This is a genomic window from Microbulbifer sp. ABE4_465, assembly GCF_056160765.1.
This window is the reverse complement of record NZ_JBSWXV010000004.1, coordinates 120,968-134,283: the sequence shown is the minus strand read 5'-3', so window position 1 is coordinate 134,283 and position 13,316 is coordinate 120,968. Positions and strand designations below refer to the sequence as shown.

Below are 13,316 nucleotides of genomic sequence, written 5' to 3'. Positions count from 1 at the left end.
GTTGATCCGTAGACCTGTCGCGTCCTGACGGTCCTCGCGCGGCTATTTCAGGGTACCGAAGTATTCTTCCCGCAGATCCATGATTATCCCCTCTTCATGGGCGCCAATAATCTCAACATTCAGGGGACGGCCGAGTGCGCTGCCCTTGGGCACGGCAAAGGCGTACTTGTCCGGATTAAACAGCTTCCCTACCAGGCGCAGTCCCAACTCGGGGTTTTGAAATGCAAAGTAGGCGAGTACCGGGCTATCTCCGACGATCGCGTCAACCTCTCCGGCGCGCAGTGCGGAGACCGTCTGCTCTGTACTTTCATAGGCGCGGTTACTGATACCATTTTCCTGGACATACTCCTCGGCGACACTGCCGGACAGCACGCCCACCGTTTTTCCCGGAAGGTCACGCAGGCCATTGATCTGACTGGTGAGCGCCAGGGATGTCATCACGCTGGTGATTGATGCGGTTACAAACGAGACAACCGCAACGCCGCATACCAGCCAGATGCCCGCCCAGATTTTTCCGACCCAACCAAACAGGTTTTTACGGTGGGTATTGCCGGAAGTGGCAATCGACATCACTGCATAAAAACTCTCGGCCAGTCCATCGCGCCAGCGTCGAGGAAAATCCGCATCAAACTTTCGATCAAACAGAGTGAATACAAGTGTGGCAAGAAGAATGACCCCAAGTATCCACAGGTAACCTGCGAGCATTCCAGTTTTTCTAAGGCCCTGCAGTATTTCGGAAATGCTGGTCCGCTGCTTTTTTCCCACCATTACCCGCAAGCCCGCGTCAAACCACGGTTGAGTAAAATCAATTTTTCGCGCACGGGCTTCGGTAATGGTCAGATTGGTCATCGCCACATCTATATCGCCCCTTTGCACAGCCTCTACCAGACTCTTAATGTCCGGATAGACCCGATACTCGGAGGCGAGATTCTGTTTACTGGATATTTCCTCCCACAGGTCAAGCGCCATACCGGAAAGTTTTTCTTCTTCCTGCATAACAAACGGCGGACTCAAATAGACACCTACATCTACCTGCCTGACTTCCGCAGCATACTGGCCGTAAGCATTGCCAGCTGCAAGTACCAACAGGAAGAGACCAATCCAACGCAAAGGCGGTTTTCGCAACAAGCTAGTTTACCCTGTACTATAAAAATCGAACCAGAACAGCATAGAACATAGAAACTCACGCCCCTTTTAAACCAGGATGTGAGATACCGGGCCGTCACCTATCAGCGCAGTGTGCCGCTGTGGAACAAATCACATGGAAACGAGCTGTTGAAAGATATAACCGTCGCTGCGCTGCAGATGATCAGCGGAGAAAACGTAAAAACAAACCTTGCTCAGGGCTTCAGGCTGGCACAGAAAGCCGCGGATAAAGGCGCCCAGATGATTGTGCTGCCGGAAAACTTCGCACATCTCGCCGATACCGGCAGCTACTCGGCGGCAGAAGCCCTCGCCAGGGGCAATGCCTGCCCCCACGACCAGCCCATACAACACGCATTACAACGCTGGGCCGCGGAGCTGGGCACTTGGGTGATCGCCGGTGCAACCCCGCTGTTGGACAGGCCAGATGGAAGTGCGACCGAGGCACAGCGCGTCCGCTCTGCCTGCCTGGTCTACGATAAGGGCGGCCACTTGCACGCGCGCTACGACAAAATTCATCTATTCGATGTGGATATTGATGACGCCGCTGGCCGTTACCGGGAATCCAGCAGTATTGAACCGGGCGATGAGATCGCTATCGCTGACACGCCATGGCTGAAACTGGGTCTCAGCATCTGCTTTGACCTTCGCTTTCCCGAGCTTTATCGCGCGCTTGCGACTGCCGGTGCCGAAGTCATCGTTGTTCCCGCGGCGTTCACCCATACGACTGGGCAGGCCCACTGGCTGACCCTGTTAAAAGCGCGGGCAATAGAGAACGGTTGTTTCGTGATCGCGGCCAACCAGGGAGGGCAGCACTCCCCCAGGCTCCGCACTTGGGGGCACTCGGTAATCATCGATCCCTGGGGGGATGTACTGGCGGAGGCCGGTGAGGGAGAAGCGGTAATTACCGCCACGCTACACGCGGAAAAACTGGAAAAAGTGCGGCGCGGCATGCCGTTATTGTCGATGCGGCGGCTATGAAAGCCATCGGCTAGGCTTCTACATTACCTTTCAGATTTTGTTGCGAAAAGGCCGGCAAAAAGGCGATAAGCACATGCAGAAACTTTCTCTACGTATCGATATTGTTTCCGATGTCGTGTGTCCCTGGTGCGTGATCGGCACCTACCGGTTACAGAGAGCGCTGGATGACTTCACAGACACGATCGTCCCGACCTTCCACTGGTTGCCCTTCGAGCTGAATCCGGATATGCCGCCGGAAGGACAGAATTTACGCGAACACATTGCCGAAAAGTACGGCACAACGCCTGCAGAGAGTATCGCCGCACGGGAGCAGCTTACTACCCTCGGGGCGGATGTGGGCTTCGCCTTCGACTACTTTGACGATATGCGCATAGTAAACACATTCCATGCCCATCAATTACTGCACTGGGCGGCAGGGGAAGGAAAACAGAACGCGCTGAGCTTGCAGCTTTTCGAGTCGTTTTTCAGCGAGCGACAGGATATCAGCCGCTTTGACATATTGATTGCCGCTGCGGGCAAGATGGGAATGAACACGTATTCAGCGCGAGATGTTCTGGCGAAGCAGGCTTTTGCCGACGATGTACGCCAACTGGAACAAGCTATTGTCGACAAAGGGGTACGCGCTGTTCCACTGTTCATCTTCAACGGCGAACACGTTATCAGTGGTGCGCAGGAAGTGGCGGTATTCAGGGGAATGCTCCAGCAATTGCTGGAATAGTTTGAGAAAAAAATCGAGAAAAATCGATCGGCGGATCAAACTTAAGCCACACAAATTAAAAAGGCCATCGTCAGATGGCCTTTTTAATTTACAAGGGGTGAGGCGGACTTACTGCTGTTCTACAACCTGCTCGATCCGTCCGAAGACAGACTTTCCATTCTCATCCAGCATTTCGATTGCAATCCTGTCGCCAAATTGCATAAACGCGGTGCTCGGCTTGCCGTCCTTAATGGTTTCGATCATGCGGATCTCGGCAATGCAGCTGTAACCCACACCGCCCTCTTTCACCGGCTTGCCGGGGCCGCCATCGAGCTTGTTCGACACGGTGCCGGAACCGATGATGGTACCGGCACCCAGCGGGCGGGTTTTGGCGGCGTGCGCAATCAACTGACCGAAGTGGAAGGTCATGTCGATGCCCGCGTTCGGCTCACCGAACTTCTCGCCATTCAGTTCGGAAACCAGCGGCAGGTGCAGCTTGCCGTCTTTCCAGTTGTCGCCCAGCTGCTCCGGGGTGACACACACCGGAGAGAAGGCGCTGGACGGCTTGGACTGATAAAAACCAAACCCCTTGGACAATTCGTTGGGAATCAGACCGCGCAGGGATACGTCGTTTACCAGCATCACCAGTTTGATGTGTTGCAGCGCATCTTCCGGAGAGACACCCATAGGCACATCATCGGTGATCACCGCGATCTCCGCTTCAAAGTCGATACCGAAGCCTTCGGACTGCGGCATTTTTACCGGCTCGCGCGGCGCCAGAAAGGTATCGGAGCCGCCCTGGTACATCAGCGGGTCGGTCCAGAAGCTTTCCGGCATTTCCGCACCTCTAGCCTTGCGCACCAGCTCCACGTGATTCACGTAGGCGGAGCCATCCGCCCAGTGGTACGCGCGCGGCAGCGGCGAGTGACACCCGGCCTGATCAAAGGTTTCGCCTTTGATGTCACCACTGTTGAGTTTTTGCTGCAGGTCTTCCAGCTGGGAAGAAACGCTCGCCCAGTTATCCAGGGCGTTTTGCAGTGTGGGCGCGACTTCGCTGGCATCCGCCATGCGGGTCAGGTCGTCACTGACCACGACGAGCTTGCCGTCGCGGCCGCTTTTCAGACTGGCTAACTTCACTGTGCCTTCCTCTTTGAAAAAATGAATTTAGGGATCTACGGCTTTGAACTCTGTTTCGCCGTGCATCCAGGCCGCGTGACGCGGTGCCTTTTTGGTGCGAGACCACTCTTCCAGCATATCTTCGGCAACGCGCTTCAGCTCTTTGTGCATACCGGGCTTGGCGGTATTGGCAGCGAGCTCGATGCGGTGGCCATTGGGGTCAAAGAAATAGATGGATTTAAAGATGGTGTGATCGGTGGGACCAAGCACATCGACACCGGCCTCTTCGAGCTTCTGTTTCATTGCCAGCAGCTCGTCCATGCTCTCCACTTCCATGGCGATATGTTGCACCCACTGCGGGGTGTTTTCATCGCGGCCCATGTCCGGAGAATTGGGCAGTTCGAAAAACGCCAGTACATTGCCCTGCCCCGCATCGAGAAACACGTGCATGTACGGATCCGGCGCCCCGGTAGAGGGCACCCGGTCTTCGGCGATGGCGAGCTGGAAATCCATGCCCAGGAGATCGCGGTAAAACTCCACGGTCTCCTTGGCATCGCGGCAGCGGTAGGCCACGTGATGAATGCGTTGAATTGCCATAGATGGCCTCCGGGCTTTAGACGCTGCGATTACGCCGCGTCTTCCTTTCCTTTGTCGCCGCCGATCACGCCGCGCTGCAGCTGGTCGCGCTCGATGGATTCAAACAGAGCCTTGAAATTACCTTCACCGAAGCCTTCGTCTTCCTTGCGCTGGATAAACTCAAAAAACACCGGGCCGAGCATATTGGCAGAGAAGATCTGCAGCAGCAGGCGCGGCTGGCCGCCTTCGGTGGTGCCGTCCAACAAAATACCGCGCTTCTGGAATTCTTCGGTGGGCTCACCGTGTCCCGGCAGGCGCTCTTCCAGCATGTCGTAGTAAGTATCCGGCGGCGGGGTCATAAACTGCATGCCCTGCTTTTTCAGACGGTCCCAACAGGCCAACAGGTCATCGCAGGCAAAGGCGATGTGCTGGATGCCCTCGCCGTTGTACTTCATCAGGTACTCTTCGATCTGGCCGCCGCCACCGGCCGCCTCTTCGTTCAGCGGGATGCGGATCTTGCCGTCCGGCGCGGTCATCGCCTTGGACAGCAGGCCGGTGTACTCGCCCTTGATGTCGAAGTAGCGGATCTCGCGGAAGTTGAACAGGTCTTCGTAGTACTTGGCCCAGTAGTCCATGCGGCCGCGATACACGTTGTGGGTCAGGTGATCCAGGGTGTGGAAGCCACAGCCTTCCGGATGACGGTCCACGCCTTCCAGCCAATGGAAGTCGATGTCGTAAATGCTCTCGCCTTCTTTATAGCGGTCGATCAGATACAGGGTGGCGCCGCCAATGCCCTTGATCGCCGGCAGGCGCAATTCCATGGGGCCGGTTTCCACTTCTACCGGCTGGGCGCCCTTCTTGATGGCTTCGTTGTAGGCGAAGGTGGCGTCCTTTACGCGGAACGCCAGGCCACAAGCCGAGGGGCCGTGCTCACGGGCGTAGTAGTCCGCGTGGCTGCCTTTCTCGTAGTTGGTGATGAAGTTGATGTCGCCCTGGCGCCACAGCTCGACTTCTTTGGTGCGGTGGCGCGCCACCTTGGTGAAGCCCATGGCCTCGAACACGGTTTCCAGGACGCCCTTCTCCGGCGCGGTGAATTCCACGAATTCAAAGCCGTCCAGGCCCATCGGGTTCTCAAATAAATCGGCCATGTGATCCTCCATTTATATTGGATTCGTTGTCGGACCTGCGACGCCGCTTGTGGCCGCGGAGGTCTGCTTGGTTTCAGGTGCAACGAATTTAGTTACGCGTGAAACTAATGTCAAGGGGCGATTGAAGCAGCTCAACTAGTGATAGATCCAGTGGGTGGATTTAGGTGGGAAATTGGTGACCGGACAGTAGAACCCGGTGCCAATACTTGCGGTATGGCGGGTGCCACCGGAAATCCGGAGGAGTCTTGAAAATTCTGCGTGAAACAGGAAAAAAGGCGGTGGAGCGGGAAATTCCGGGCCCGAGGGCCCGGAAACGGGGATAATGATGACTTAAAGCTCTGGCTCGGTCACCTTGGTCAGATCACCCACACCGGCTTCCTTTAGCAGAGAATCCACCAGCGGTGCCATGGCGCGGTGCTTCAGCGCACTGCCCACCAGTGCTTCCGGCAGGCTTTGGCTCTGACCATGAGATTCTCCATCGGCATCCATGATGCCGCCGGCGCGACCGCCAACACCGTTCAGGCCTTCCACAGAGATGATCTTCATACCCTCGATCTTCTCCAGCGGACGCACGCTCTCGCGCACAATGTTGGGCAGGTTTTCGTGCAGACTGAGTACGCGCTTGAGGGCAATCTGCGCTTCGCTCAGGCTGTTCATGGCCTCATTCATCAGGCGCTGGCCTTCCGCATCCACCGCGTACTTCTCGCGATCCGCTTCCACTTTGATACGCACCGCTTCCGCTTCCGCGGTCGCCTGCAGGCGCAGGGCTTCGGCCTTGTCTTCCGCCGCGGCTTTTTCCGCTTCGGCAGCGACCTTGATGGAGGTTGCCTGACGCTCGGCTTCCTTCTGCGCTTCGATAATCTCGATGCGCTTGTCACGCTCGGCTACTTCCACGTCTTTGGCGGTGCGCACCTGCTCTTCCGCCTTTACCGCTTCGGCGCGGGCCACGTTGGCCTGCTGATCGGCAACGGACTGCTCCTTGGATTTTTCCGCAACCGCAATGGCGCGTTCCTGTTCGGCAATTTCCACTGACTTTGTTTTGGAAATGCGCTGCTCATCCAGCACGCGCTCGCGCTCGATTTCCTGCTCCTGCAGACGCTTTTCCTTTTCGATTTCCAGCAGTCGGGTGGCCTGCTCGGCGGCGATGCGGGACTGGTCTACCTCGCGCTCCGCTTCAATCTCTGCCTGGCGAGCCGCACGACCCTGAGCGGCGGTTTCGCGAGCGATATCCGCCTTCTGAGATGCCTCGCGATTTTCCAACTCGCGCTGTTGCTCGAGGTGCGCGTAGCGCTTTTCTTTTTCGATCTCCAGGCGCTGGCGTTCCGCTTCCAGGTTTTTGGTTTCTATCTGAACCCGGGTTTCCTGCTCGACGTCGTTCACTTCCTTGCGGCGCGCTTCGATCGAGCGGGTCATGCTGGCGAGACCTTCCGCATCGAACACGTTGTCCTGGTTGAAGAATTCCTTGCCGGTCTGATCAAGACCGGTGAGGGATACAGATTCCAGTTCCAGGCCGTTTTTCAGCAGGTCTTCGGAAACCACCTGCTGCACCTTCTGTACAAACTGGCTGCGCTGTTCGTGCAGCTCGGCCATTTCCATTTCTGCGGCCACGGAGCGCAGGGCGTCGACGAACTTGCCCTCGATCATTTCTTTCAGCGCTTCCGGATCCAGGGTGCGGATACCCAGGGTCTGCGCCGCGTTGGCGATGGCGTCGGTGTCCGGTTTTACCCGCAGGTAAAATTCCGCGAGCACATCCACACGCATGCGGTCCTTGGTGATCAGCGCCTGGTGCTCCTTGCGCGATACCGCAAGGCGCAGGGTGTTCATATTGACCGGGATGATTTCGTGCAGCACCGGCAGTACCAGCGCGCCGCCATTCATGATGACCTTCTGCCCGCCCATACCGGTGCGCACAAAGGAGCGTTCTTTTGAGGCGCGGGTATACAGGCGCGCGAAAATGGTGCCGATGACCATCAGGCCGACAAGCACGGCCCCCGCCATAATCGCAATACTGTGAAGATTCTGAATCACTATTTTTTTCTCCGGGGTGTTTTTTGTTTTGCTGTTTCGTTACGTACTGAAATTGAAAATTCTGAATACTCAGGTAGTTGGTACCTGGCCCGCGGGCAGGATCGCGCGGAAGCTGCCCCCCTGCTCCTCCACCAGCACCACCTCCTGGCCCTGAACAAAGCGCTCGGCCTCATCATAGGGTTCGACCATGACGTAATGGGTAGTACCAAACTCGTCTTTGAAGCGGGCCTCTGCCGGCGAACCGGTAACCGCCTCACCGATCGTGATCACCGCGGTGCGGCCGGCAAATGAATCGCGACTCACAGCCTGGGTTTCGTCGCGCATGGCAAAGTGACCGAGGAGTTTGCCAAACAGGCGAACCTGGGGAAGCGCGATCAACAGAACCGGTATGGCCAGCCACACGCCGGGCAGGAGCGTACCCAGCAGGGCGTCTGCCAGCATCTGGAGCAATAGTCCGCTCACCCCAAACGCCACCAGAAATGCAACCAGCAGTATCAAGGCCGGCACTTCACCGAAGCGCAGCCAGCTCAGCAATTTGGTCAGCCCGCCGCTGGCACCCGCGTCGGGGGCATCGGCACTGAGCTCTATATCCGGCAGGAGGTTATCGAGAAAGTCCGAAAGGCCGACGCCAACCAGCATCATCACGGCTTCCAGAAGTGCGATCATCAGCATCAGTACCAGCGCACCGGTATACAGCTGATTGCCGTCCTGAAGTAGAAATTCCATCCGTCCCTCCTTCAGGACTACCTTTGTTGTTCTATTCGTGTGCTCCATCAATCCTGCCGCGCTACCGTGGTGTGGTCAACCTCAGGCAATTACAGTCGGCGAATACTCACTCACTGACCTGTCCATTTTCAATGGACGAAAAAAAACCACCCGTTGGGTGGTTATCAATACAGGGTTAAACCCTTTCACTGGTAGGCGCTGCCGTTCAATCGGCAGGGCACCGGGGTCGACACTTTGAAGTGCAGAATGCCATTTCTGTCCTTGCGCAATCCTTCACGCGACCACCTCCAAGTACCGACGCCGCTGCCCTGCCCGGGCGTCAGGCAATATCCGCGTACTTTTTACTTACTTTTCAACAAAGGCCCGTTCGATCACATATTCGCGAGGCACACCCGCGCGGGTTTCCTTGAAGCCCCAGTCGTCGAGGATATTGGTGAGATCCTTGAGCATGGCGGGGGAGCCGCACAGCATAAAGCGATCTTCTTCCACATTCGGCTGGGGTACTCCCAGGTCACTGAACATCTTGCCAGACAGCATCAGGTCGGTGAGGCGACCGTTGTTGCGGTAGGGTTCGCGGGTTACCGTGGGGTAATACAGCAGGCCATCGCGTACCATCTCGCCGAAGTACTCGTGCTCCGGCAGCTCCTTCTCGATGTAATCCTGATAGGCCAGCTCGGACTTGAAGCGCACACCGTGGGTAAGAATGACCTGGTCAAAGCGCTCGTAGACATCCGGGTCCTTGATGATGCTCATAAACGGCGCCAGGCCGGTGCCGGTGGACAGCAGCCACAGGCGTTTGCCCGGCAGCAGGTGGTCGGCCACCAGGGTACCGGTAGGCTTGCGGCTGACGAAGATCTCGTCGCCGGGTTTGATCTTTTGCAGCTGGGAAGTCAGCGGACCATCCTGAACCTTGATACTGAAGAACTCCAGCTCGTCCTCGTAGTTGGCGCTGGCGATGGAGTAGGCGCGCAGCAGCGGGCGACCGTTGGGCTGCTCCAGGCCGATCATGGTGAAGTGGCCGTTTTCGAAGCGGAAACCGGGGTCACGGCTGGTCTTGAAACTAAACAGGGTCTCGTTCCAGTGATGGACCTCGAGCACCGTTTCCTTATTCAAATTTGACATAACAATAGAACCACTTATTCCTGACCTTTTTGCTGGGTGAATTCTAGCGCTGGCATATCTATTGGCAAAATGGGATATTTCGATACTCGTTATCTATTATCTGGATATTTGCCATGCGCTATTCCCTGCGCCAGCTGGAGGTGTTCCTGGCCTGTGCCCACTTCCAGAATGTGAGCCGTGCGGCCGAGAGCCTGAATATGTCCCAATCCGCCGCGTCCACAGCGCTCAAGGAGTTTGAGCAGCAGTTCGACCTGCGCCTGTTCGAGCGCACCGGCAAGCGCCTGCGCCTGAATGAACTGGGGCGACAGTTGTGGCCGCGGGCAGAGGAGTTGCTGGAGCGGGCGCGGGAGCTGGAGGCCACCTTACTGGTGCACGGTGATCTGGGCCGCCTGAAGATCGGTGCCACCCTGACCATCGGCAACTATATGGCAGCGGGCATCATGGCCCGCTATATGGAGGAACAGCCGGGGGCGCGGGTGGAACTGGAAGTGGCCAATACCGCGGCCATCGCCCAGGGCGTACTCAACTTCGAACTGGACCTGGGGCTGATCGAGGGCGAACTCAATCACCCGGACCTGGAAATGATTCCCTGGCGGGACGACGAGCAGGTGGTTTTCTGCGCGCCGGATCACCCGCTGGCAAAGCGCGCGCAGCTGGGTGATGAAGACCTGCGCGAGGCCACATGGATTCTGCGGGAAACCGGCTCCGGTACCCGCCAGACGTTTGAGCGGGCACTGGCAGGTCTGTTGCCGGAGCTGAATATAAGACTGGAGTTGCAGCACACCGAGGCGATCAAGCGCGCGGTGGAAGCCGGGCTCGGCATCAGCTGTCTGTCCCGGGTATCACTGACAGACGCCTTCCGCCGCGGCGCCCTGGTGGAGTTACCAGTGCCGCAGCGGGATTTTAGCCGCGAGTTTTATTTTGCCCTGCACCGGCAGAAATACCGCAGCGCGGGGATCGAGCGCTGGCTGGAACTTTGTCGGCAAGCGCCCTAGTGGTCCATGCGGAAAGTTGTGTAACTGTTCGCTTCGCCAAAGCGCCCAGCTCTGCGTTGAGAAAGCTTGAAATAGAACCACTATTCCTGCGCTTTCTCGCCTTGATCTGAACACTTTGGCTGTGCTCCATAGTTACCGAACTTTCCGCATTGACCACTAGCGAACATACGCAAACCGGCGGGTTATTCCTGGCCCGCCTTGCGCGCATCCAGGCGACGGATAAATTCCTGCAGGATCAAACGGTACAGTTCCTTGCCCAGGTATTTATCTTCCACGCCGCTATCGATGGACGGGTTGTCATTCACTTCGATTACATATCCTTTACCTGCCGACTCCTTTACATCCACACCATAGAATCCGCGCCCGATGGGCTTGGTGGCTTTCATTGCGGCCTGCAGTACCGGCTTCGGCACTTCAAAGGTCGGCAGTGTGGTAAAGCCACCGCTCACGGTTTTCTTGTTGCCGTGGTTGTAGATCTGCCAGTGGTTCTTCGCCATATAGTAACGGCAGGCATACAAGGGTTTGTTATCCAGCACACCGATGCGCCAGTCGAATTCCGTGTACAGAAATTCCTGAGCCAGCAGCAGGCTGGATTCCGCAAACAGCTCTTCCAGTTTGCGGTGCAACTCGTCTTCCGAATTGACCTTCACCACACCGCGGGAGAAGGAACCGTCGGGGATTTTTACCACCATCGGCAGCCCCAGCTCTTCCATCGCCTGCTTCAGGCTGTCCTCGTCACCGCGGCGCAGAATGCGCGTGCGCGGTGCCGGTACCTTGTGGGTGTTGAACAGGTCCGCCAGATAAATCTTGTTGGTACAGCGCAGGATACTGGTCGGATCGTCCAGTACTACCAGGCCTTCGGCTTCGGCTTTTTTGGCAAAGCGGTAGGTGTGGTGATCGATCGCCGTGGTCTCGCGGATAAACAGGCCGTCGAATTCCGACAGGCGCATATAGTCCCCGGGACCGATCAACTCCACTGACAGGCCCAACTCGCGCCCGGCGCTGACAAACTTCTTGATCGCGGCACCGTCCGACGGCGGCAGTTTTTCTTCCGGGTTCACCAGAATCGCCAGGTCGTAGCGACTGTTGCTGGGCTTCTTGTGCTGGCGCCACACCTTGTTGCTGAAGTTGTCCAGCGCCTCGGCAAATTCGGTCTCCTCCGCTTCACCCAGATCCCGGTGCGAACACACCTTCAGCTCGACGATTTCCCACTGGGGGTTCGCCCGCAGGTGAATCTCCAGTACCGGACAGGCGAAGCGGTCAAACAGCGCACGCGCCAGCGGCTGCAGTGCCGGATCCGAACAGCGACCGAAATAGGATTTCACCACCCGCCCGGTACCCGGTTCCGGCAGCGACAATTTGGCCAGGGCGGGAATCGCCTGGGACAGCTGCAGTTTGTACAGCTGCGGCAGCGCCAGGTCGTTCAGGGTACGCACGCTGGGCAGCACATTGTGGTTGCGCGCCTCCGCCAGCAGGGAACAGTAATAGCCCTCACTGCGGTAGTCGTAATCCGCGCACAGGTTGATCACCCGCACCCGCTGGGAACGGGCCGGCAGTGCCAGGTAGTCGGCAAAAGTGATTACCCGCTCGCTGGGGTAATAGGGGGCCCAGTCGTCGGGCTCATCGATCACGATCAGGATCTGTGACATCGGTTGGGGGTCTGCCTCAATAAAAGGTGGGCGGCGTCGGGAGACGAAAATGCACTATCTCGGGAGGGCCTGGATAGCGGGTCAGAATTGGCCCGCTGAATGTGCGAAAGATAGAAGAAAAGCGGGGTTCTGCCTAATACTTTTTCAACAGCTATTCGGCTATTTTCTGGCGGTTATTGCGGCCCTGTTTCCGGCAGCCCACGCGATGGAGAATCCAAGCTGTCACGACCAGCCATCATACCAATAAACATTGCCTGTAAGACCAATTGTGGTAGACTCAAGAGTGACTTTCGGCCCCTCTATTTGAGGTGAAGCCCACATAACAACGATAGAAATGAGTGCCATGAAAAGCGATTATGTTGGAACTGGCCGCCGCATTTATCAGCAGGTGGTAGAAAAAATGTTGACCCTTCTCGACAGCGGCGAGTACCCACCCGGGGTGCGCCTGCCGTCTGAGCGGGAACTGTCGGAAATGTTTGACGTGAGCCGCCCCAGCATCCGCGAGGCGATTATCGCCCTGGAAGTAATGGGCCGGGTTGCGGTGCGCACCGGATCCGGTGTTTACGTCATCGAACCGGTGAACTCCTTTACCGATACCAAGGATTTCAGCCCGTTTGAGCTCACCGAGGCGCGGGTGCTGATCGAGGGTGAACTGGCGGCGCTGGCGGCGACCATGATCACCGAAGAGCAGCTCGAAGACCTGCGTCTCGCCTACCGGGATATGGTGCGCGAGAACGAGGAAGGCAACCTCACCTCCGAGCGCGCCGACCGCAAGTTTCACGAAGTGATTTCCCGCGCGACCAACAATCGCGTGCTGATGAGCACCATCGACAAACTGTGGGATATTCAGGAACACTCACCGGATATCCAGACGGTGCACAAAAATGTGTGCAAGAAAGATGGCCAGAAGCGTCTGGCCGAGCACAAAGCCATTTTGCAGGCACTGGAAAGTCACGACCCCTGTGCCGCGCGCAAAGCCATGCGCCTGCATTTCAACCGCTCGCTGAATGCATTGCACGACGCATCGGAAGCGAAAGCGGTAGAAGTGGTACGCCGTGAAGTCTCCGAGCGCCGCAAGCGCTTCTCCATCGACCGTCTGGGGGAAACCGCCGGATTCTGATCCGTCAATTTAATC

The 13,316-nt window shown here is 57.3% G+C and carries 12 protein-coding genes; 4 read left to right on the top strand and 8 right to left on the bottom strand.

Annotation, left to right across the window (positions count from 1 at the left end):
• Positions 1-42 precede the first annotated feature (42 nt).
• On the bottom strand, positions 43-1,110 hold the full coding sequence (locus ACXAG1_RS09195) for a transporter substrate-binding domain-containing protein (protein WP_475091399.1): 1,068 nt from the start codon (positions 1,108-1,110) through the stop codon (positions 43-45).
• A gap of 165 nt (positions 1,111-1,275) precedes the next feature.
• On the opposite strand from ACXAG1_RS09195, the gene ACXAG1_RS09190 reads away from it, so the two are divergent.
• On the top strand, positions 1,276-2,124 hold the full coding sequence (locus tag ACXAG1_RS09190; RefSeq protein WP_475119542.1) for a carbon-nitrogen hydrolase family protein: 849 nt from the start codon (positions 1,276-1,278) through the stop codon (positions 2,122-2,124).
• Positions 2,125-2,197: 73 nt separating this feature from the next.
• A complete protein-coding gene (locus tag ACXAG1_RS09185) occupies positions 2,198-2,842 on the top strand; it encodes a DsbA family oxidoreductase (protein WP_475091397.1) in 645 nt (214 codons plus the stop codon).
• 108 nt (positions 2,843-2,950) lie between these two features.
• Here ACXAG1_RS09185 and ACXAG1_RS09180 read toward each other — a convergent pair whose 3' ends face one another.
• The 6 genes from ACXAG1_RS09180 to ACXAG1_RS09155 all read right to left on the bottom strand — a co-directional run bounded on the left by ACXAG1_RS09180 (position 2,951) and on the right by ACXAG1_RS09155 (position 9,537).
• Positions 2,951-3,958: a fumarylacetoacetate hydrolase family protein gene (locus ACXAG1_RS09180; RefSeq protein WP_475091396.1), complete on the bottom strand. Its 1,008-nt coding sequence runs from the start codon at positions 3,956-3,958 to the stop codon at positions 2,951-2,953.
• A 27-nt stretch (positions 3,959-3,985) separates the two neighbouring features.
• Positions 3,986-4,534 carry a VOC family protein gene (locus tag ACXAG1_RS09175; RefSeq protein ID WP_475091395.1) on the bottom strand — a complete coding sequence of 183 codons (549 nt, stop codon included), beginning with the start codon at positions 4,532-4,534 and terminating at the stop codon, positions 3,986-3,988.
• A 29-nt stretch (positions 4,535-4,563) separates the two neighbouring features.
• Positions 4,564-5,661: a 4-hydroxyphenylpyruvate dioxygenase gene (hppD, locus tag ACXAG1_RS09170; protein WP_475091394.1), complete on the bottom strand. Its 1,098-nt coding sequence runs from the start codon at positions 5,659-5,661 to the stop codon at positions 4,564-4,566.
• A 330-nt stretch (positions 5,662-5,991) separates the two neighbouring features.
• Positions 5,992-7,689, bottom strand: coding sequence for a flotillin family protein (locus ACXAG1_RS09165; protein ID WP_475119541.1), 1,698 nt, complete (start codon positions 7,687-7,689; stop codon positions 5,992-5,994).
• Between the two features lie 69 nt (positions 7,690-7,758).
• Complete coding sequence (locus ACXAG1_RS09160) at positions 7,759-8,415, bottom strand: YqiJ family protein (RefSeq protein WP_475119540.1); 657 nt, start codon at positions 8,413-8,415, stop codon at positions 7,759-7,761.
• Between the two features lie 345 nt (positions 8,416-8,760).
• A complete protein-coding gene (locus tag ACXAG1_RS09155) occupies positions 8,761-9,537 on the bottom strand; it encodes a ferredoxin--NADP reductase (protein WP_475119539.1) in 777 nt (258 codons plus the stop codon).
• Between the two features lie 113 nt (positions 9,538-9,650).
• On the opposite strand from ACXAG1_RS09155, the gene ACXAG1_RS09150 reads away from it, so the two are divergent.
• Positions 9,651-10,532, top strand: a complete 882-nt coding sequence (locus ACXAG1_RS09150; protein ID WP_475091390.1) for a LysR family transcriptional regulator — start codon at positions 9,651-9,653, stop codon at positions 10,530-10,532.
• 182 nt (positions 10,533-10,714) lie between these two features.
• Here the strand turns inward: ACXAG1_RS09150 and ACXAG1_RS09145 are convergent, their stop codons facing one another.
• Positions 10,715-12,181 (bottom strand): RimK family protein, encoded by a 1,467-nt coding sequence (locus ACXAG1_RS09145; RefSeq protein WP_475119538.1) that lies wholly within the window; start codon positions 12,179-12,181, stop codon positions 10,715-10,717.
• A 343-nt stretch (positions 12,182-12,524) separates the two neighbouring features.
• Here ACXAG1_RS09145 and ACXAG1_RS09140 point away from each other — a divergent pair, with 343 nt between their 5' ends.
• Positions 12,525-13,301 (top strand): FadR/GntR family transcriptional regulator, encoded by a 777-nt coding sequence (locus ACXAG1_RS09140; RefSeq protein ID WP_475091388.1) that lies wholly within the window; start codon positions 12,525-12,527, stop codon positions 13,299-13,301.
• Positions 13,302-13,316 lie beyond the last annotated feature (15 nt).

Coding starts and splice junctions, on each gene's coding strand:
- ACXAG1_RS09140 (WP_475091388.1), top strand. CDS start 12,525: ATGAAAAGCGATTATGTTGGAACTGGCCGCCGCATTTATCAGCAGGTG.
- hppD (WP_475091394.1), bottom strand. CDS start 5,661: ATGGCCGATTTATTTGAGAACCCGATGGGCCTGGACGGCTTTGAATTC.
- ACXAG1_RS09155 (WP_475119539.1), bottom strand. CDS start 9,537: ATGTCAAATTTGAATAAGGAAACGGTGCTCGAGGTCCATCACTGGAAC.
- ACXAG1_RS09175 (WP_475091395.1), bottom strand. CDS start 4,534: ATGGCAATTCAACGCATTCATCACGTGGCCTACCGCTGCCGCGATGCC.
- ACXAG1_RS09150 (WP_475091390.1), top strand. CDS start 9,651: ATGCGCTATTCCCTGCGCCAGCTGGAGGTGTTCCTGGCCTGTGCCCAC.
- ACXAG1_RS09145 (WP_475119538.1), bottom strand. CDS start 12,181: ATGTCACAGATCCTGATCGTGATCGATGAGCCCGACGACTGGGCCCCC.
- ACXAG1_RS09185 (WP_475091397.1), top strand. CDS start 2,198: ATGCAGAAACTTTCTCTACGTATCGATATTGTTTCCGATGTCGTGTGT.
- ACXAG1_RS09160 (WP_475119540.1), bottom strand. CDS start 8,415: ATGGAATTTCTACTTCAGGACGGCAATCAGCTGTATACCGGTGCGCTG.